The 19,958-nt window shown below is 44.0% G+C and carries 15 protein-coding genes and 1 other annotated feature; of the genes, 3 read left to right on the top strand and 12 right to left on the bottom strand.

Annotated elements, in window-relative coordinates; all coding sequences use genetic code 11:
• Window positions 1-22: 22 nt before the first annotated feature.
• Together IGI86_RS03225 and IGI86_RS03220 are read right to left on the bottom strand one after the other, a co-directional pair.
• On the bottom strand, window positions 23-1,780 hold the full coding sequence (locus IGI86_RS03225; protein WP_005225159.1) for an ABC transporter ATP-binding protein: 1,758 nt from the start codon (window positions 1,778-1,780) through the stop codon (window positions 23-25).
• The gene (locus tag IGI86_RS03220; RefSeq protein WP_010747462.1) at window positions 1,777-3,510 is read right to left on the bottom strand and encodes an ABC transporter ATP-binding protein; all 1,734 of its coding nucleotides are present in this window, start codon (window positions 3,508-3,510) and stop codon (window positions 1,777-1,779) included. Before IGI86_RS03220 ends, IGI86_RS03225 begins: the two co-directional genes overlap by 4 nt.
• Before the next feature lie 401 nt (window positions 3,511-3,911).
• Here IGI86_RS03220 and IGI86_RS03215 point away from each other — a divergent pair, with 401 nt between their 5' ends.
• Window positions 3,912-4,124 (top strand): DNA-directed RNA polymerase subunit epsilon, encoded by a 213-nt coding sequence (locus IGI86_RS03215; protein WP_005225157.1) that lies wholly within the window; start codon window positions 3,912-3,914, stop codon window positions 4,122-4,124.
• 1 nt (window position 4,125) lies between these two features.
• Window positions 4,126-5,805, top strand: a complete 1,680-nt coding sequence (gene rnjA / locus IGI86_RS03210; RefSeq protein WP_005225156.1) for a ribonuclease J1 — start codon at window positions 4,126-4,128, stop codon at window positions 5,803-5,805.
• Between the two features lie 142 nt (window positions 5,806-5,947).
• Here the strand turns inward: rnjA and IGI86_RS03205 are convergent, their stop codons facing one another.
• From IGI86_RS03205 to ezrA, 10 genes are all read right to left on the bottom strand, one after another.
• On the bottom strand, window positions 5,948-6,148 hold the full coding sequence (locus tag IGI86_RS03205; protein ID WP_005225155.1) for a cold-shock protein: 201 nt from the start codon (window positions 6,146-6,148) through the stop codon (window positions 5,948-5,950).
• 200 nt (window positions 6,149-6,348) lie between these two features.
• On the bottom strand, window positions 6,349-7,041 hold the full coding sequence (gene radC / locus IGI86_RS03200) for a RadC family protein (protein WP_081119097.1): 693 nt from the start codon (window positions 7,039-7,041) through the stop codon (window positions 6,349-6,351).
• 81 nt (window positions 7,042-7,122) lie between these two features.
• Entirely contained in the window at window positions 7,123-7,797 is a 675-nt protein-coding gene (locus IGI86_RS03195; RefSeq protein WP_081119098.1) for an HAD family hydrolase, read from the bottom strand.
• Window positions 7,790-9,103 (bottom strand): bifunctional folylpolyglutamate synthase/dihydrofolate synthase, encoded by a 1,314-nt coding sequence (locus IGI86_RS03190; RefSeq protein ID WP_081119100.1) that lies wholly within the window; start codon window positions 9,101-9,103, stop codon window positions 7,790-7,792. The genes IGI86_RS03195 and IGI86_RS03190 overlap by 8 nt, the downstream gene beginning before the upstream one ends.
• Before the next feature lie 148 nt (window positions 9,104-9,251).
• Window positions 9,252-11,897, bottom strand: a complete 2,646-nt coding sequence (locus IGI86_RS03185; protein ID WP_077454036.1) for a valine--tRNA ligase — start codon at window positions 11,895-11,897, stop codon at window positions 9,252-9,254.
• Between the two features lie 361 nt (window positions 11,898-12,258).
• Window positions 12,259-12,493: a binding site (T-box leader), on the bottom strand.
• Between the two features lie 57 nt (window positions 12,494-12,550).
• On the bottom strand, window positions 12,551-13,042 hold the full coding sequence (tpx, locus tag IGI86_RS03180; RefSeq protein WP_081119102.1) for a thiol peroxidase: 492 nt from the start codon (window positions 13,040-13,042) through the stop codon (window positions 12,551-12,553).
• Between the two features lie 65 nt (window positions 13,043-13,107).
• Window positions 13,108-13,761 (bottom strand): redox-sensing transcriptional repressor Rex, encoded by a 654-nt coding sequence (locus IGI86_RS03175; RefSeq protein ID WP_005237525.1) that lies wholly within the window; start codon window positions 13,759-13,761, stop codon window positions 13,108-13,110.
• Window positions 13,762-13,914: 153 nt separating this feature from the next.
• On the bottom strand, window positions 13,915-15,123 hold the full coding sequence (thiI, locus tag IGI86_RS03170; RefSeq protein ID WP_042890128.1) for a tRNA uracil 4-sulfurtransferase ThiI: 1,209 nt from the start codon (window positions 15,121-15,123) through the stop codon (window positions 13,915-13,917).
• Window positions 15,124-15,170: 47 nt separating this feature from the next.
• Complete coding sequence (locus IGI86_RS03165; protein WP_430617940.1) at window positions 15,171-16,313, bottom strand: cysteine desulfurase family protein; 1,143 nt, start codon at window positions 16,311-16,313, stop codon at window positions 15,171-15,173.
• Between the two features lie 186 nt (window positions 16,314-16,499).
• The gene (gene ezrA, locus IGI86_RS03160) at window positions 16,500-18,221 is read right to left on the bottom strand and encodes a septation ring formation regulator EzrA (protein ID WP_016611694.1); all 1,722 of its coding nucleotides are present in this window, start codon (window positions 18,219-18,221) and stop codon (window positions 16,500-16,502) included.
• Between the two features lie 358 nt (window positions 18,222-18,579).
• On the opposite strand from ezrA, the gene IGI86_RS03155 reads away from it, so the two are divergent.
• The gene (locus tag IGI86_RS03155) at window positions 18,580-19,929 is read left to right on the top strand and encodes an aspartate kinase (RefSeq protein WP_086293332.1); all 1,350 of its coding nucleotides are present in this window, start codon (window positions 18,580-18,582) and stop codon (window positions 19,927-19,929) included.
• Window positions 19,930-19,958: the final 29 nt, after the last annotated feature.

Genomic DNA, 19,958 nt, shown 5'->3' with positions numbered 1-19,958 from the left:
CAGACTGGACGCTCTTTTCGGCTTACTCGGCTTCTTCTGAAAATTGACTTTGATACAGTTGGCTATAAAAGCCGCCAGCTGCCAACAAGGTTTCGTGATTGCCTTTTTCAATGATCGATCCTTGATCCATTACTAAGATCAGATCTGCTTCACGAATCGTTGACAAACGATGGGCGATCACAAAGCTGGTACGACCTTCCATCACTTTATCCATTGCTTTTTGAATCAGCGCTTCTAAGCGGGTGTCCACCGAACTGGTGGCTTCATCGAGAATCAAAATCTTTGGATCAGAGATGACTGCCCGGGCGATGGTCAACAATTGTTTTTGTCCCAAAGAGACATTATCGCCTTCAGAATTGATGATCATCTCGTAGCCATCCGGCATCGTACGAATGAAGTGATCGACATTGGCGGTTTTCGCTGCATCAACGACTTCATAATCGGTGGCATCTAATTTCCCAAAGCGAATGTTGTCGCCGATCGTGCCTTCATACAACCATGCATCTTGTAAAACCATCCCAAACAATGAACGGACATCATGACGTTCCATCTTCTTCGTGTCGATACCGTCGATCTTGATGGCCCCTTCATTGACATCATAAAAACGCATCAACAAATTGATCAAGGTGGTTTTCCCAGCACCTGTTGGTCCCACGATCGCCACGGTTTGTCCAGCTTTGACTTCAAAGTTCAAGTCTTTGATCAACGGTTTTTTCGGATCATAGGCAAAGCCGACATGTTCAAAGGTCACGTCGCCTCTGATTTGTTCTGGCAATTGGATATCGGTTTGATTGACTGGCTCTTCTTCCTCATCTAAGATTTCAAAGACCCGTTTTGCTGCTGCTGAGGCACTTTGCAAAACGGAAGACAGCTGGGTTATATTCCCCATTGGCTGACTGACTTGCCAAATGTATTGAATGAACGCTTGCAGCTGACCAACAACGATCACACCGCTGATTACGTAAAAACTACCCATGACTGCCATTGCGATATAGGTAAAGTACGCGGTCATTTGCACCAGTGGCATCATCAATCCTGACACAAAGGCAGAACGAAAGCCGTAATAGCGCAACTGGTGGTTAACGTTTTTAAACCCTTCAAGTGTTTGCTTTTCCCGTCCATACACTTTTAAGACACTGAATCCAGTCATGTTTTCTTGTACGTAGCCGTTCAGATCCCCTAACGCATTTTGCATGCCTTGGAAGTCTTTTTGCGACTTTTTGACGATCGTGCGAGAAATCAATAAGGAGGCTGGGATCATGATCAATGAAACCAATGCCATGTAGGTATTGATGTAAAACATCATGGAAACCGCCATAACGATTCCTAAGAAGGCATTGACGATCCCGATCAAGGCTTGCTGCATCGCACCGCTGACGGCATCCACGTCATTGGTCACCCGTGACAGGATATTCCCTTGCTGGTTGCGGTCGAAGTAAGAAACGGGCAAACGATTGATTTTTTCTTCAATGTCTTGCCGCAAATCTCGCATCGCCGATTGGACAACGTTGGTGATCAGCAGCCCTGACATCAATTGTGAGAAACAGTAACCGACACCAACGACTGCGATCCAGATCAAGCAAAGGATCACGTAATCAAAATTAACGCCTTCGCCAGCGGCGATGTTGCGGCTGATCTCTGTCGTCGGTAATCCAGAAACATACGGCATTGCCGCATTGAAGCCGACGGTTGCAACAGTAAACAGCAAGACTAGGATAAATTGTACTTTGTACGGTTTGATGTAAGCACCTAACCGTTTTAAAGAAGAGATTGCTTTCATTGTGCCAACTCCTCCTCTGATAATTGTGACGCCGCAATGTCGTAGTATACTGGACAAGTTTGCAGCAGTTCTTTGTGGGTGCCAATGCCAACCACATCGCCTTCGTTCAAGACGACGATCTTATCGGCATTCATGATCGTTCCTACTCGTTGAGCAACGATCAAAACGGTCGATTCCGTGGTCTCTTTTTTCAAGCGTGCCCGCAATTTTGCATCCGTTTGGTAATCCAATGCAGAAAAACTATCATCAAAAATATAGATCTCTGGTTGGCGGATCACCGCACGGGCAATCGCTAAGCGTTGTTTTTGTCCGCCAGAGAAGTTGGTTCCGCCTTCTGCCAAGTGAGCATCAAAGCCATCTGGTGTGCGAGAAATGAAATCTGCCGCTTGCGCAATCTCGGCCGCTCGTTCCAGCTCTGCTTGCGTGGCATCTTCTTTCCCATAGCGCAGGTTTTCTGCGATCGTCCCTGTAAATAGCAACGCTTTTTGAGGGATAAACCCGATCTTGTTGCGCAATGTCGTTAAGCTGTAATCCCGAACGTCAACGCCATCCACCAAGACTTGGCCTTCACTGACGTCGTAAAAACGTGGGATCAATTGGATCAAGGTTGATTTCCCGCTCCCGGTACTACCGATAAATGCCACGGTTTCCCCTGGTGAAGCGGTAAAGCTAACATTACGGATCACTGGACTTTGGGCATGTCCTGGATAAGCAAAGGTAACATTTTTAAATTCCAAGAAGCCTTTCGTCTTAGTTTCTGTCACTGGCTGTTCTGGCTCTTTGATTTCAGAAGTCGCATCTAACGCTTCTTGGATTCGGCGAGCAGAAACCGCCGCTCGTGGATACATCGTAAAGACGGTCGCAAACAGCATGAAAGAAAACAGCGCATGGAAGATGTATTCGATAAATGCAATCAAGTCACCGACTTGCAGCTGCCCTTGATCGATTTGAATACTTCCCGTCCAAATAATCAAAATCATCACGATATTGAATAAGAAGAAAAAGCCTGGTTGTGCCGTTGCCATCAAGCGAAACAAGCTGCGAGAACTAGAAGCATAGGCTTGGTTGACTTTGCCAAAGCGTTTTTCTTCAAATTTTTCATTGACGAAGGCACGGATCACTCGTAAACCAGAGAGATTTTCCCGCAAGATGCCATTGATTTTATCTAGATTGGCTTGTTGTTTGGTGGATAATGGTTCCGAGATTTTGGCAATGGCGATGACGGCCATCAGTAATATCGGCAATGCCCCCAAGACATACAACCCTAGTTGTGTACTTGTCCGCATGACCATGTACAAGCTGACCACAAACATCATGGGTGTCATCAGACCCGTCCGTAAGATACTTTGCATAAACAGCATGATTTGATACGCATCATTGGTCACACGGGTGATCAATGATGAAACCCCGATTTTTTCATATTCAGTATGTGAATAGCCTTGGACTTTTTCAAAAAGATCGTCACGAATATCTGCCACAATGTTAGTGGTGATACGTGACGTGAAATAGCCTAACAAAATGTTCATCGTGATCCCCACAATGGTGATCGCGATCATCGCCGCACCCATTTTCCATATGTAGTCGCGATCACCAGCGGCGATCCCTTTGTCGATCATTCTTGCCAATAACGTCGGCAAACCTAATTCAATCAAAATAAAACCAAAAACACAGATGAAATTAAAAACCAGCAGTTTTTTGTTTCTCATCGTATAGTGCCACATTAATTTCAAAAAATCCCCTCCTTTTTTACTTCATTACTTCTACTATAGCATAGGAATATTCTTATTGTAATGCACTATCAGCGAAAAAAAGTAAACTTCGAGGATAGTCCTTTCATTTTCTTTCAGTAAGCCTTTTCAAAATGACGTGTTTCTATACTTATTCGTTTTTCTGTGATAAACTAGGGATACTTGTAGTGGAACGACTTACAAACCCGGTGAATTTTTTATGACGACATTTGGAAAGCAAAGACGAGGCTTTCTCTTTTTTCTCACAACGATTGTCTGAAAAAAGCATGCAGCGGCTCTCGAAGCCTTCTTTTCAGGTCACTTTATTCGGACCTCGATTTTGTGATGCAGCGAATTCATCAACCAAATAGACTACTGCGAAAAGCAGATAAAGGAGAAAAGATATGATTTACAAAATTTATTACCAAGAAACAAAAGACCGCAACCCAAAGAGAGAACAAACCCACTCTTTGTACATTGAAGCAGACGATGCAGTGATCGCACGCCGTCTGGTTGAACAAAATACCCCATACAACATCGAGTTCGTTCAAGAACTAGATGAAAAACATTTAGCTTACGAAAAAGAAAACGCTGATTTCAAATTAGCGGAGTTTTAAGATGAAAGTTTCGCTGAAAAATAATGAGACTGGCGTATTCGGCGTCGGTGGACTTGGCGAAATCGGAAAAAACTGTTATGGGGTTCAATTCCAAGATGAGATCATCTTAATAGACGCGGGAATCAAATTTCCCGAAGATGAACTGCTTGGGATCGACTATGTCATTTCCGATTATAGCTACATCGTTCAAAATTTACCGAAAGTCAAAGGCTTGATCGTCACTCATGGTCACGAAGACCATATTGGCGGAATCCCTTACTTGTTGCGGGAAGCCAATATCCCGATCTATGCGGGACCATTGGCACTTGCTTTGATCACCAACAAATTAGATGAGCATGGCTTATTGCGAGACGCAGAATTACACGAAATCAATGAAGATACGGTGATTCGTTTCCGTAAAACGTCCATCAGCTTCTTCCGAACGACCCACAGTATCCCAGATGCTTTAGGTGTCGTTGTCAAAACGCCTTCTGGCAATATCGTCGCAACTGGCGATTTCAAGTTTGACTTTACGCCTGTGGGCGAACCAGCAAACTTGCACAAAATGGCAAAAATTGGTGAAGAAGGTGTCCTTTGCCTCCTTTCCGATAGTACCAATGCAGAAATTCCAACCTTTACCAAATCAGAAAAAACGATCGGCAGCTCGATCCAAAAGATTTTTGAAAAAATCGATGGTCGGATCATTTTTGCCAGCTTTGCCTCCAACATTTTCCGTCTCCAACAAGCTGCAGATGCGGCGGTTGCGACTGGACGTAAAATCGCCGTTTTTGGACGCAGTATGGAAAATGCGATCGTCAACGGACAGCGCCTTGGCTATATCAAGGTGCCAGATGGAACCTTTGTGGAATCTCATGAGATCAATCGTTTGCCTGCAAACGAAACCATGATCCTTTGTACGGGTTCACAAGGAGAGCCAATGGCTGCTTTGAGTCGGATTGCCAATGGGACCCACCGTCAAATCCAAATTCATCCAGATGATACCGTGATTTTTTCAAGCTCACCGATCCCAGGAAATACCACGAGTGTCAATCAGCTGATCAACTTGCTGTTGGAAGCTGGCGCAAACGTGATTCATGGAAAATTGAACAACATCCATACTTCTGGTCATGGTGGCCAAGAAGAACAAAAACTGATGTTGCGTCTAATGAAACCAAAATTCTTTATGCCTGTGCACGGGGAATTTCGGATGCTGAACATCCACACCCAATTGGCACAAGATGTCGGTGTACCAAAAGAAAATTGTTTCATTATGGAAAATGGTGACATGTTGGCCTTAACGGCGGATACCGCTCGCTTGGCTGGTCATTTCAATGCCAATGATGTTTATGTTGACGGCAGCGGTATCGGTGATATCGGAAATGTCGTCTTACGAGATCGTCGCATTCTTTCAGAAGAAGGCCTCGTCTTAGCTGTCGCGACAGTCGATGTGGCGAAGAAAGAAGTCCTTGCTGGACCAGATATCCTTTCTCGTGGGTTTGTTTATATGCGGGAATCTGGCGAGATGATCAACGAAGCACAGCAGATCCTCTTCCGTGCATTGCGGGAAGTCTTGAACCAACCAGACCCAACAGAACACAAATTAAGAGAAGCGATGTCTTCGGCGTTACAGCCATTCCTATTTGAAAAAACCGAACGTCATCCAATGATCCTTTCAATGATCATGACGCCGGATGATTTATAGTCTTACATGCAAGGGGAGTTCTCAGGTTACTGAGAACTCCCCTTTTTCCTTTCCGTTGCCAAAAGCAAAAAAAAGACCATCAATTGATGGTCTTTTGGGTTTTTGATTTCAAAGTGTTCTTACTGGCAGTTTGTTTGAAAGCTTACGCTTTGTTTACGTTAACTGCTTGAGGTCCACGATCAGAATCTTCCACGTCGAAAGTAACTGCTTGACCTTCTTCTAAAGTTTTGAATCCTTCACCTTGGATCGCTGAAAAATGTACAAATACGTCTGTACCGTCTTCGCGAGAGATAAAACCAAACCCTTTTTCAGCATTGAACCATTTTACTGTACCTTGTTCCATTATAAAAAAACCTCCTCGTGCATAAGCACTTAATTATGTGTAACATTGCCTTTGTGCGATAGAGGCCTAACGTGCGTTTCAACATCTATTCAGCAAACAAAATTACAATAATATTTTACACTTGCCCGTATTTTTTTGCAAGACAGACGATTAGACAATTCACCTTTATTTTTAATAATGTTCGCAAATTAGCCGTTGTGTCAGCAATTTTCTTGTTGCCAGAGGCCTTCTTCTCGCAAACTAACATAGGCATTGTCGCCAATAATCAAATGATCTAGTAGTTCGATCCCCATCAAGTCCCCACATTTGATCAAGCGGCGTGTAAACAGTAGATCTGCCTCCGAGGCTTGAGGACTTCCACTTGGGTGGTTGTGAACGACGATCACACGTGCGGCGCTATAACGTACCGCCCAATGAAAAATCTCCCGTGGGTGAGCGATCGACTGATTCAACGATCCGATGAAGATCGTCTTTTTTTGAATGATCTCATTTTTGGTATTCAAATAAATTCCTAGCAAGTGCTCCTGACGAAAGTCTTTTAATTCTTGGATCAGCTGATGAGCGATCGCCATACTGGAGTTGATCTTGCCGTACTTCGGTTGAACAGACCGCTGGATCCGCACGCCTAATTCAACCATCGCTTTGATCTCAATGGCTTTGATTTGTCCGACGCCGCGAATTTCTTGTAATTCATCGATTGTCGCTTCTTTTAATTCATACAATTCTTCAAAACGATTCAAGACACTAGCCGCCAATTCCAGGACATTTAGGGGCCGTGAGCCAGTTCGCAACAAAATGGCCAACAGTTCTTGGTTCGAAAGGGCATCAACCCCATATTGCACTAAGCGCTCTCGTGGAAACGAGCTTTGGGGAATTACTGTTTCATTGATCATAAAAAAACTCCTTTGCGTCGGTCTAATAAGAAATACGCAAAGGAGGAACTATTTGATTCCGATGCTTTTAAAAAATCGCCATTAGAAAGAAAAAGCCGTTTCTAGAAAATCTGGGACATCCTCTAGTGATGGTAAGACTTTCAAAACTTTTTCTTCAATGATGGTCGTCGGCGCGATCAAATCGGGAATCATAATGACTGAGATCCCTGCCCCATGAGCAGCATGGATACCATTGGCCGAATCTTCGAGGATCACCAATTCTTCTTTTGGTACCGCCAATAATGCGCGGGCTTTTTCAAAAATCTCAGGATCTGGTTTTGCCCGTGTGACATCATCAAAGCAGACGATCTCAGGAAATTCCGCCGTTAAGCCTGCTGCTTCCAGCAAGGTATCGATCACTTTGCGCTGGTTGCTAGACGCCAACACTCGGGGAATCTTTTTCTCATCAAGATAATGCAATAACTCGTGGATACCTGGCTTCAATTCAGCCTCGCCCCGTTGGAACATTTCCAGCGTTTGCTGAAAAGCCGCTTGAATAAATTCTTCAATCATCTGATGACCAAAGGCCTCATCGAACCGTTCATGATAGGCGGCCCAAACTTCTTCATCCGAGACCCCCACATAAGCTAGATACAACTCTTTTGTATAGGGAATACCCATTTGATCCGCCACGATTTGAGTTGCTTGGTAGTAGAGCAGCTCCGTGTCAAAAATCAAGCCGTCCATATCGAAAATCACACCACGTAACTTAGCCATTTTTTCCTCCTATTGCCAACAACAATTCACGAACTTCTGAAACAAAATACAAGGATCCTGTCACCAGTAGCAAATCTTCATTGGTCATTTTTTCTAATAACTCTGCCAAACCAAACTGCCATAAAGAAACCGTCGAGATTCGGTTGTTATCGAGTTCCTGATAGCCGTCTGCCAAATGCAATGCTTTGGGAAAATCAAAGGTCGTTAAATAAATCTCGGCTTGGGGAATCGCCAGCAATTGCTGAAGCATCTCATTGACGTTTTTAGTTTCTAAGGCTGAGAACAGCACATGGATGCGATAGTCGCTAAACTCTTCTTTCATTGTATCTACTAAACGAGCCATGGCGTGTACGTTATGGGCACCATCGATAATCACCAGCGGTTCACTGCTGATTCGTTCCATTCGGGCGGGCCAATAGGCTTTTCGCAAGCCATTGCGAATCTCTTTGGCTGAAAACGGCAGTTGTCGCAGGTCGCAATACAGGCTGTACAATTGGATCGCAACACCGGCATTTTCTGGTTGATGGCGGCCTAACATCGGCGTTTTCAAGCCTTTGATTTTGCCATGCTCATTTTCAAAATCAAACAATTCGCCCCATTCTTCATCGGGATGACGATAGGTCACACGGTACTCTTGCCCTGCATGATAAGCGGGTGCCTGTGCTTCTGCAGCTTTCAAATCGATCACCGAAAGCGCACTTTCAACGATATTGCCAGTAACAAGGGGTGTTTGTGGCTTAATGATCCCTGCCTTATGGGCAGCGATTGCTTCAATAGTATCCCCTAAGACATCCATGTGATCCATGCCGATCGTCGTGATCGCGGTCAAAATAGGAGAAATAACGTTGGTACTATCTAAGAGTCCCCCTAAGCCAACTTCAATAATCGCAACATCGACCTTTTTTTCTTCAAAATAGCCTAATGCCATAGCGGTAATGATCTCGAACTGAGTGATGCCAGTCAAGGTTTCATCACGATCGATTTCAGCAACCAGCGGCTGGATTTTTTCCACCCAAGCGACCAAGTCCTCATCTGATATAAATTGTCCGTTGATTTCGATTCGTTCATTGAACGCTTCAATGTGTGGGGAAGTAAAGGTCCCCACTTGCTGCCCAGCTTCTTCTAAAAGACTGCGCAAATAACTGACGGTCGATCCCTTGCCATTCGTTCCGGCGATATGGATCATGGTCACCTTTTTTTCAGGATTCCCCATCCGTTTTAATAATGCTTCGACACGCATCAATCCGGGTCTTTGCCCAAATGTCAAACGCGAATGGATCCACGCTGTTGCTTCTTCGCTTGTCATCTCGCTCACCTCGCTCCTATTTTAACAAAAAATGAACGGCTTTCCCATTTTCTTTCCTTTAAACGAGAAAGTTATTCGCCCTGTTTCTATTGATTAAGCAAAAACAAGCATCTTCGAGAGATGCTTGTTTGCGCGTGATGTGCTCATCCTATTGGATTGTGCGTAATTGTTCGATCCGTTCTTGAACGGCTTTTTGTTTTTCAAGATAATCGGCTTCTTTGCTGCGTTCTTGTGCCACGACTTCCTCAGGCGCATTGGCAACGAAGCGTTCGTTCGCCAGTTTGCCTTGTACCCGTTGAACTTCTTGAGTGAACTTCGCTAGTTCTTTCTCCAAACGCGCGATTTCTTCTTCAATGTTGATCAACCCAGCTAGTGGCAAGTAGATCGTCGCACCTGACAGGATGGCTGACATCGCCAATTCAGGAGCTTGCAAGCTGTTAGAGATTTCTAGTTCTTCTGGATTACAGAAGCGTTCGATATAGTTTTTGTTAGCAATCAAGAATTCTTCGATCTCAGGCTCATTTGCTTGGATCAGCAAAGTAATTGGTTTCGAAAGTGGTGTATTTACTTCTGCTCGGATATTTCGAACCGAACGAATCAATTCTTTCAACACTTCCATCCCTTGCGCCGCTTTTTCATCGGTCCATTCTGGTGCCACTTGTGGATACTCAGCAACAACTAATGATTCCCCTGTATGCGGCAGTTTGCTCCAGATTTCTTCTGTAACAAATGGCATGATTGGGTGCAATAAGCGTAAAATTTGATCAAGAACATGGACTAAGATGCTCTTATTGACTTGTTTCGCTGCTTCATTGTCACCGTATAAGGTTTCTTTCGACATTTCAATGTACCAGTCACAGAAGTCATCCCAGATAAAGTTGTATAATTGACGACCCGCTTCCCCAAATTCGAAGCGTTCAAAAAGATCAGTGACTTTTTCAATCGTTTCATTCAAGCGCGTCAAGATCCAACGATCCGCCACTGATTTTTCACCAGAAAAATCAATGTCTTCGGCAGTCATTTCGCTGACATTCATCAAGACGAAACGGGAAGCATTCCAAATTTTATTGATGAAGTTCCAAGCGGCATCCATTTTTTCATAGCTGAAACGCACGTCTTGTCCCGGTGCAGAGCCATTTGATAAGAACCAACGCAATGCATCGGCACCGTATTGTTCAATGACTTCCATCGGATCGATCCCATTTCCAAGCGACTTACTCATTTTGCGACCTTGTTCATCACGGATCAATCCGTGGATCAGGACATTTTCAAATGGTCGTTTGCCAGTAAATTCCAAGCTTTGGAAGATCATACGGCTTACCCAGAAGAAAATGATGTCGTACCCGGTCACTAATGTATTCGTTGGGAAGTAGCGTTGGAAATCTTCATTGTTTTCATCTGGCCACCCCATTGTTGAAAACGGCCATAAAGCAGAACTAAACCAGGTATCCAATACGTCTGGATCTTGCTGCCAATTTTCGGCATCTGCTGGCGCTTCAAGTCCTACATACATTTCTCCCGTTTCTTTGTGGTACCAAGCTGGGATTTGATGGCCCCACCACAACTGACGAGAGATCACCCAGTCATGGACATTTTCCATCCAACGTAAGAATGTTTGGTTGAAACGTGGCGGATAAAAGTCCACCGCTTCGTCGGTATCTTGGTTGTCGATGGCTTGTTTTGCTAATGGTTCCATTTTTACGAACCATTGTGTTGATAAACGAGGTTCGACTACTACGCCTGTCCGTTCTGAGTGACCTACGCTATGGACCATTTTTTCGATCTTGATCAGACGACCTAACGCCTCTAAGTCTTTCACGATTTGCTTGCGAGCAGCAAAACGATCCATTCCTGCATAGGTACCTGCTAAGTCATTCATTGTTCCATCATCGTTCATAACATTGACCCTTGGTAGGTCATGGCGGTTACCGACCTCAAAGTCATTCGGGTCATGGGCAGGAGTGATTTTTACGACCCCTGTTCCAAATTCTTGGTCCACGTACTCGTCAGCAATGATTGGGATCTCTTTATTGACCAAAGGCAAAATCACTTTTTTACCGATCAATGCTTGATAGCGTTCATCTTCTGGATGAACCGCGACTGCTGTATCCCCCAACATTGTTTCTGGACGAGTCGTTGCGATCTCCACCACACCGCTGCCATCTGCTAATTCGTAAGACATGTGGTAAAAAGCACCTTCGATGTCTTTGTGGATCACTTCAATATCAGATAATGCCGTGCGGGCTTGCGGGTCCCAGTTAATGATGTACTCGCCACGATAGATCAAGCCTTTTTCATAGAGCGTCACGAAAACTTTACGAACCGCTTCGGATAATCCATCATCTAACGTAAATCGTTCACGGCTATAGTCTAGAGATAAGCCTAGTTTCGCCCATTGTTCCCGAATGTGACCGGCATATTCTTCTTTCCAATCCCATACTTGTTCAACAAATTTTTCCCGACCAAGGTCATAGCGAGAAATTCCTTGTTCCCGTAGCTTTTCTTCTACTTTGGCTTGGGTAGCGATCCCAGCATGGTCCATTCCTGGTAACCATAAGGTGTCATACCCTTGCATCCGTTTTTGACGAATGATGATGTCTTGTAACGTGGTATCCCAGGCATGACCTAAGTGCAATTTTCCTGTTACGTTTGGTGGTGGAATCACGATAGAATAAGGTTTTGCTTCTTTGTTGCCGCTTGGTTTAAAACGGTCATGTTCTAACCAATCTTGGTAACGCCCCGCTTCTACTTCTTGGGGATTGTACTTGGTGGATAGATTCTCAGTTTCTGTCATAGTTGGTCCTCCTAAAGTTACGTTTTTTAAGCGTAATGGTTGGTGTAGTTTTTTTGGTGCCAGTTGCCAAGTAAAGCGTGACAATGTTTGAATCGTTCAGGATGAGTGCGGTGGTAATTATTAGCAGTTTATTGTTGGAAAAAAAATTGCTTACAGAGGTCATGGCTCACTTCGTGAACCATTTTTGGTGACTCCTTGTACTGTTCATCATCTATTCTGTCTTGCTCCGCAAGCCAGTCGTTGTGATTCCTAGTACGGTTACTACGCTCCCTATGGTCGCCTAGTACTGTTCATCATCTGCTCTGTCCCACTTGTGGGCCACTCGCAGTGATTCACAGCAAAAAGCGCCCTAATGCCGAGGCATTAGGGCGCTGATACGCGGTACCACCTAAATTGCAGATTGCTCTGCCACTTTGACGTGAGGTAACGTTCACGACGCGCTTGATCTTACTGTGCGGCTTTGTCTGCAAGAAACAAACCGTGGTTCGGATCAAAGACCTTCAAGCTACCTTTTCAGTGTCTGGGGAAGTCTTGCACCGACCGACTTCTCTCTGACCGCCAGGGTCACTGATACTCCTCTTGAACATTGTCTTGCTATCATAGATTCTTGTTTCATCTTGCTACATTCTACAATGAACTTTTTTGAAAGTCAATCAGAGGTTTGCTTTCGCCGCATCAATGGCTGCTTGATAATCCGGTTCGTGGGAAATCTCAGGCACGATCTCAACGTGTTGAATCACGCCTTCACGGTCCAAAACGAAAATTGCTCGGGCAAAATGACCGAAGTCTGGGATCATGATTTGATAGGCCTCACCGAAGGTATTCGCCGGATCATGAAGCATGATCATGTCGACGCCTTCTTGGCCGCACCATTGTGCTTGATCTTCTTTTGTATTGTTAGAGATCGTTACAAAATTTATATCATCCAATTGACTTGCCTCTTGGTTGAAACGCTTGGTCTGCAACGCACAAACGCGTGTCACGATATCGGGAACAACGCTGATGATCGTTGGTTTTCCTAAAAAATCAGTCAGTGTGTATTCCTTGTCCTCTAAACTTTTCAAGCGAAAATCAGCTGCTTTATCCCCTACTTTTGGTTGGTTGCCGGGCATCTCATAAACCGTTTCTTTGCGTGTAACTTGCATAACATCTCTCCTATAGCATTTTCTCCCAGTATAAGAAAGATTGTCAAAAAACGAAAAGGATTTGCTCAGACTTTCGATTTTTGCGAGTAGGTCGTATCAAAAAAGATCAAGGTTTGCAATTCTGTCGTCAAATCAATGTATTGGATATTGACATCTTTTGGCACGATGACGGGATCAGGGGCAAAATTCAGGATTGCTGTGATCCCAGCATCCACGATCGCATCGATCGCCATTTGTGAATAGCGGCTAGGAACAGTCGAAATCGCTACGGTGATCCCTTTTTCCGCTACGACTTCCGCCAATTGGTCCATTCCATAGACATAACGTCCACTAATGGTCTGGCCAATCATTTCTGGATCATTGTCAAAAACCGCGATGACGGAAAGATTTTCATTTCTGCGAAAATTGTTGTTAGCTAACGCTTTTCCTAAATTTCCATAACCAATCAAGGCGATTTTTTTCTCCTCATTGGTTTCTAAAATATAGCTCAAAACCTCAATCAAATAAGGAACATCATAGCCATAGCCACTTCTACCCAATTCTCCTAGATGAGAAAAATCCCGGCGGATCGTGGCTGAAGGAACTTGCGTGATTTCTGCAAACTCTTTTGATTTGATTCGCTGAATACCTGAGGCATCCAGTAATTTTAAGTGTCGTAAATAAGCTGGCAAACGTTTTGCCGTTGCTTTCGGAAGTTTTTTATCTCTTAATGCTTCCATCCTGTCCACCCTCCTTGTTAAATGATTCACATATTGAGTGTAGCATGTTCCATTTTCAATAGCAAGAAAATATTCACAAACTCTCTCACACGATGAAAAACGACCACAAATGTTCCATAACAGTTGTGGTCGTAGTTTAAAAAAGAGAGATTATTATAAGAATTCAGCGAATTCAGTTGCTGCTTTTTCTTGATTTGCCGTGATTACTTCCAGTTTCAACCCAGCCATCGCCCGTTCCATCATCCCTTCGATATCGAGACGCTCTTCATATTGATGTACTTTATCCAGTCTTGGGCGCGTCTTTGGTTGAGGAGGCGCAAAGATTGTGCAGCAATCCTCAAAGGGCTGAACCGACAATTCAAAGGTATCAATGGCTTCGGCAACTTCAATGATCTCCAATTTGTCCATCGTTGCCACTGGGCGCACGATCGGCGTATTGGTTACTTCATTGATGGCGACCATGCTATGCAAAGTTTGTGAAGCGACTTGTCCTAATGATTCACCATTTAAGATGATCAAACCGTGACGAGCCTCACGAATCGCATCTGTCAAACGCAGCATCATCCGACGAGTGATGGTCATCCAATAACCTTGCGGTACGCGGTTTTTGATTTCTTCTTGGATTTCCGTAAACGGAACTTCGATAAATTGAATGCTTCCTACATAAGGCGCAAGCTTCTTCGTTAAATCTTTGGCTTTTTGTAATGCTTGTTCACTCGTATAAGGAGGACTTGCGAAATGGACCGCTTCGATCTCAACGCCGCGTTTCATAGCAAAGTAGCCTGCAACGGGCGAATCGATACCGCCAGAAAGCATCAACATTCCCTTACCGCTGGTGCCAACGGGTAAGCCGGCTGCTCCTTGGATCGTTTCATAGGACAAATAAGCGCCATCGATCCGTATTTCTACCCGCAAATTGATATCTGGTTTTTTCATTTGGACCTTGATATCAGGAAAACGGTCGATCACCGCATTACCTAAGGTCAAATTCAACTGGTTGCTATCTTGCACAAACGAGTGATCACTGCGTTTGGCTGTGATTTTAAAGGTCTCAACGCCCGTATAGATCTCTGCCATGACGTCTTGAACGGCTTTCTTTAATACCTCAATGTCTTTTTCAACCCGAATACTAGGGGAAAAGTTTTGAATACCAAAGACTTTTTGCAGCTTAGGAATGATCTCTTGGCTGTTTTCACCGTTCAATAGCAAGTGCATGCGATCTCGCTCGGCATGAACTTTGACATGGGGATAATCTGCTAAGGTACGTTTGACGTTTGAAGCTAATTGCATAATAAAACTACGACGATTTTTGCCCTTTGTTGACAGTTCGCCGTAACGAACCATGATTTCTGAATAATTCACGAGAAAACTCCTTTGATTTGGATTGATTTTATAGTGGTCTGTCGTGCTTAATTGATTTTCGAAAATTTTTGGTACAACTGGTGGAAGACGATCAGAAACTGTTCGACTTCAGCCATCGTATTACTCTCATCTAAACTGATACGAACAGCCGATGTCGCTAACTGTTCCGGAACGTGCATCGCATGAAGCGTACTGCTGGCCATCTTTTTACGTGAGGAACAAGCACTTGTCGTCGAAAGATAGATCTGCTTTTCTTCAAAGGCATGGACTAAGACTTCTCCTCGGATCCCTTTTAATGAAAAACAAAGTATATGTGGCGCAAACCCTTCAGTGCCAGAAAAAAGCGTGACTTTCTCGTACCCAGCCAGTGCTTCTTGCAAATAGCCTTTTAATAATTGAACATGGTTCGGCTTTTCAGCCTTTTGCTCGGTCGCTAAACGTAGGGCTTTTGCCATAGCAACGATTGCTGGTACATTTTCGGTACCGCTGCGTTGATTTTGCTCTTGCCCACCGCCAGTCATCAATGGCGCCAACTTACGGCCTTGTTTCCAATAGATAAAGCCGGCGCCACGAGGTCCGTGAAATTTATGTGCAGAGAACACGGCAAAATCGACTCGCTCATTGAACCATTGCTCTTGCGGGACCTTTGTGATGGCTTGGACGGCATCTACATGGAAATGGATCGTTGGGTAGTCCGCTAACACGGTTGCAATCTCATGGATCGGTTGGATCGATCCTACCTCATTATTGACCGCCATCACCGAAACCAAAATCGTTTCTTTGCGAATTAACTTTGCTAATTCTGACACGTTGACAAAGCCTTGGGCATCGACAGGCACAACACTGACTTCAAACCCTAACTCGGCCAATTGAGCCGCTGTTTCACTGACGGCATGGTGTTCAATACTGGAAATAATCAGGTGATTTCCATAGGCTTTTTTCGCTATAGCAGTCCCTTTGATGACCCAGTTGTCTCCTTCAGTTCCCCCACTGGTAAATGCGATCTCTTTGGAAGAAACGTTTAACAGATCGGCGATCTGCTGACGTGATTGCTGCAGCAGGCGATTGGCTTGATTTCCTAAATCATGCAGGCTTGAGGGATTGCCGATGATTCGCTGACTGACTTGGACATATGTATTTAAAGCTTGTGGATAAATAGCGGTTGTTGCACTGTTGTCAAAATAGATCAATGATAGGACCCTTTCTCTAAAAAAATTCTTTCCCATTATAACTGCTCTTGGGCTGAGTTTCAAGGTGACTCGCTGGCTTTGCCCTTATTTAAAGGAAACTTTTCCTTCCTTCGTAAGCGGTACTCATGCAACGAGCCATTCTTTCCATGAAAAAAGCCAGTCAGTTTTTCACTGCTGGCTTTCGTATTATACTAAGTCGCGGTTATTGAAGTAGAAGTTTTCGATCCGTTTGAAGGCACCTGGTTCTACTCGTTCCAACGCTGTGCCGATTTCATCTAGCGCATCTTGATAGCGATATTCTTTACTGAACAAGTAAAGTGATTTGTCGATCGCTGCCTTGATATCTGGATGAGAATGACGATAGCGGTTGGCATATTGCATCATTTGCTCAGTCAATGCCGCAGCATCCACTAAGTCTTTCGTTTGTTCATCTAAAAGATCAAGATCTTCTTCACAGACAGAAACCAATTTATTGATTTCTTGCATGTTGATGCGAATCTTGTTCAATTCTTTGCCTAATTCTTCCACCCGATCTGTTGCCACGAAGAAGAATTCTAAATACTCGCCTGGCAAACCAGGTAAGCGTTGCTTCTCAACAAACCGCTTCAAGTTGCGTAGACGGAATTCGAAGCTTTCCACTTTTTCTTGCGCAACTTTTTCGCCACGACGTAATTCCGCAAGGGAATCATCGATTTCGACTTGCTGGCTTTCCACATCATCCAAAATCTTGTAGGCATCTTTGTAGAAGCTTTGCACTTCTGAATAAGGAATTTCGTGCTTTTCTAATTGTGGTAGGTACTCGTTGTTGCGACGAGCCAATTCGTCGACTTCCGTTTGGAAACCACGGACGCGACCTAATTCATTATGATTCAATGTGTAGCTTTGTGCCGTATGATCCAACTCGATCAACAATTGACGGTTGTTCTTCGTTGCGTGGTCAATATAGTCTTCAATGATTTGGCGATTTTTCATGACATATTTCTTGGCGTTGATCTCACGTTCCATCACCGTATACAAGGCATCGATATCACTTGCAGTATCACGACTTGCCACTTCAACGGAAGCGACTTCTGTTTTCGCTAGATCGTTCATGGAGTTTTCAACTCGTTTTTTCACACGGTTGATTTCTTCTTGGAAGTTTGCTTCTGGGAACACATATTTTTGTTCTAATAATTTTTTGTAGCCATCTTGGATTTCTTTCAACTGATCTGGGAAGGTGCGGTTTAATTCTTCGTAGGCCGCTGGGATCCGTTTCATTAAGTCTTCCACTTCATAGGTGTGTTTTTCCGCTTGGTCTAACACTTCCCGTGCTTCCACAGGATCGCCTGAAGTATTTAAGGTAACAAATTGGGTGAACTCAATTTCAATGTTTTTGATTTGTTTTTGCAGCTCATTGTAAGCAGGACCGAATTCTTCCCCTTGATCCCGTAGCTTCTTCTTCAAGTCTTCGTAAACGTCCAACGCTTTTTGGACTTCTAGTGAATTTCGTTCTTCACTTTCTCGTAATTCTTTCAAGCCGGCGCGAATCTCTTCTACTTGACGTTCCATCTCATCCATGGTCGCTTCGGCTTGGACGATCGCCCCTTTTGCTTTGAAAAAGCGGATGCGTTCGTTTAGTTCTTCCACTTCAAAGATTTGACTCTCAAGTTCAGCAAAAGATTTTGTGGAGATATCTGTCCATTGTTGGTTCCACTCACGGAAGGTATTTTGACTTTGACCAACCAAGTGCATTCTTTTTACTTCATCGACTTCTTCGATCACCGGTAAGTCAAACAGATTTTCTTTGCGTTTTTCCAAGTCATTTAGCTTTTCTTGGTTTTTCTTCCGCATGAAAAAGCCAATTGCATACAAGACCGCTGCGATGATAATGATGGCAATGACAATTCCAAAGATGATATTAGTTCCCATTTTGTGGTTCCTCCAATTTTCAAATATACATGTTTCGTCTAAAACCTGCTGATCAGCAGATTGATTGATAAGTTCATTGAGCATAAAAAGGACAGACAGTCCCTTTATAAAAAAGCATCTACGCTAGATTATAGCATAAAGAAAAAAATCAAGCATTAGATTGAGGCAAAAAAGATCGACTTTTTTCGCATTGAATAAAATCATTCACGGCTTTTCCATCGATAATGAAAACAAATCGTGAAATTTACATCAACAAGTGACTTTTTTTCTGATTTTTCCGATTTTTTTCAAGAAACCGCTTGATTTCTCCCTATTGAAACTGTACTCTAGTAAAAAGCTTGAACAGGAGTAATGTCAAATGAAAGTAGCGAAATTCGGAGGCAGTTCCCTTGCCTCAGCCGAACAAGTCGAAAAAGTTGTTGCGATAATTGAAAGTGATCCTAAAAGACGGTTTGTCGTTGTTTCAGCGCCTGGTAAGCGTTCCAGTGACGATCAGAAAGTCACCGATCTGTTACTAGCAGTCTGTACCCGTCTGTGTGCTCAAGAAGAAATTACTGATTTAATCGAAGAAATCTATGCCCGCTATACCGCGATCGCCGCCCCTTTTAATATCGAACAAGTCCATTTAGATCGCATCTGGCAATCATTGGCGGCTTTTCAAACGCTGCCTACCCAAGACAATCCGCATCTCTATGATACGGTCTTGGCAAGCGGCGAAGACAACAATGCCAAATTGATCGCAGGGATTTTACAAAGTCGTGGGTTAGCTGCTCGCTACATGAATCCGCAAGAACTTGGGTTGCTAGTGACGGATGAACCCCAAAACGCCCGTATCTTGAACAAGTCGTACGCCAAGATCGCACAATGGCGCGATAGTTCTGAAATCTTAGTGATTCCTGGCTTCTTTGGTTACACAGAAGCCGGCGAGATTTGTACCTTCTCTCGAGGGGGATCAGATATTTCTGGTGCCATCGTGGCGGCTGGTCTGCAAGTAGAATTGTACGAAAACTTTACCGATGTCGATGGGATTTTTTCTGCTCATCCAGGCTACGTTCATCATCCAGAGTCCATCAAAGAAGTGACTTACCGAGAAATGCGGGAGCTGTCTTATGCCGGCTTTACTGTGTTGCACGATGAGGCGTTGATGCCTTCATACCATGCAAAAATTCCCGTGGTGATCAAAAACACCAATAACCCAAGTCATCCCGGTACCTTGATCACCAACCAAAGAGACAACTTGGATCAGCCGGTGATCGGCGTTGCCAGTGACGAAGGCTTTTGTATGATCTATATCCGCAAATACTTGATGAACCGTGAAGTTGGGTTCACGCTACGAGTCTTAGAGATTTTTCGTGATTTTGATTTAAATTATGAACACATGCCTTCAGGAATCGATGATATCTCGATCATTATGCGCTCCAACCAGTTGAATCCAGTATTGGAAGAAGAACTGCTACGCAAGATCGCCTACGAGATCGATCCCGATGAACTGCGAATGACCCACGATCTCTCCATGGTCGTCGTCGTTGGTGAAGGAATGCGTCAAAGAGTCGGAATCACTGCCGACAGTACCGCTGCCCTTGCGCGGAAAAATATCAACTTAGAGATGATCAACCAAGGGTCCTCTGAGGTCAGCATCATGTTCGGCATCCACAAAGAACAAGAAAAAGCCGCTGTCAGAACCCTTTACTACACTTTCTTTGATTAAACCAAACGTGCCAGTTGCACCACTCCTTT

The organism is Enterococcus sp. AZ188, assembly GCF_050544075.1.
In the GTDB taxonomy this organism is placed as follows: Bacteria; Bacillota; Bacilli; order Lactobacillales; family Enterococcaceae; genus Enterococcus_D; species Enterococcus_D entomosocium.
The sequence above is the reverse complement of the archived record's forward strand: the minus strand, read 5'-3'. Positions and strand labels throughout refer to the sequence as shown.

Excerpts from the sequence above, each read along its gene's own strand:
- IGI86_RS03225 (WP_005225159.1), bottom strand. The coding sequence starts at position 1,780 with ATGAAAGCAATCTCTTCTTTAAAACGGTTAGGTGCTTACATCAAACCG.
- IGI86_RS03215 (WP_005225157.1), top strand. The coding sequence starts at position 3,912 with ATGATTTACAAAATTTATTACCAAGAAACAAAAGACCGCAACCCAAAG.
- rnjA (WP_005225156.1), top strand. The coding sequence starts at position 4,126 with ATGAAAGTTTCGCTGAAAAATAATGAGACTGGCGTATTCGGCGTCGGT.
- IGI86_RS03205 (WP_005225155.1), bottom strand. The coding sequence starts at position 6,148 with ATGGAACAAGGTACAGTAAAATGGTTCAATGCTGAAAAAGGGTTTGGT.
- radC (WP_081119097.1), bottom strand. The coding sequence starts at position 7,041 with ATGATCAATGAAACAGTAATTCCCCAAAGCTCGTTTCCACGAGAGCGC.
- IGI86_RS03195 (WP_081119098.1), bottom strand. The coding sequence starts at position 7,797 with ATGGCTAAGTTACGTGGTGTGATTTTCGATATGGACGGCTTGATTTTT.
- IGI86_RS03190 (WP_081119100.1), bottom strand. The coding sequence starts at position 9,103 with ATGACAAGCGAAGAAGCAACAGCGTGGATCCATTCGCGTTTGACATTT.
- IGI86_RS03185 (WP_077454036.1), bottom strand. The coding sequence starts at position 11,897 with ATGACAGAAACTGAGAATCTATCCACCAAGTACAATCCCCAAGAAGTA.
- tpx (WP_081119102.1), bottom strand. The coding sequence starts at position 13,042 with ATGCAAGTTACACGCAAAGAAACGGTTTATGAGATGCCCGGCAACCAA.
- IGI86_RS03175 (WP_005237525.1), bottom strand. The coding sequence starts at position 13,761 with ATGGAAGCATTAAGAGATAAAAAACTTCCGAAAGCAACGGCAAAACGT.
- ezrA (WP_016611694.1), bottom strand. The coding sequence starts at position 18,221 with ATGGGAACTAATATCATCTTTGGAATTGTCATTGCCATCATTATCATC.
- IGI86_RS03155 (WP_086293332.1), top strand. The coding sequence starts at position 18,580 with ATGAAAGTAGCGAAATTCGGAGGCAGTTCCCTTGCCTCAGCCGAACAA.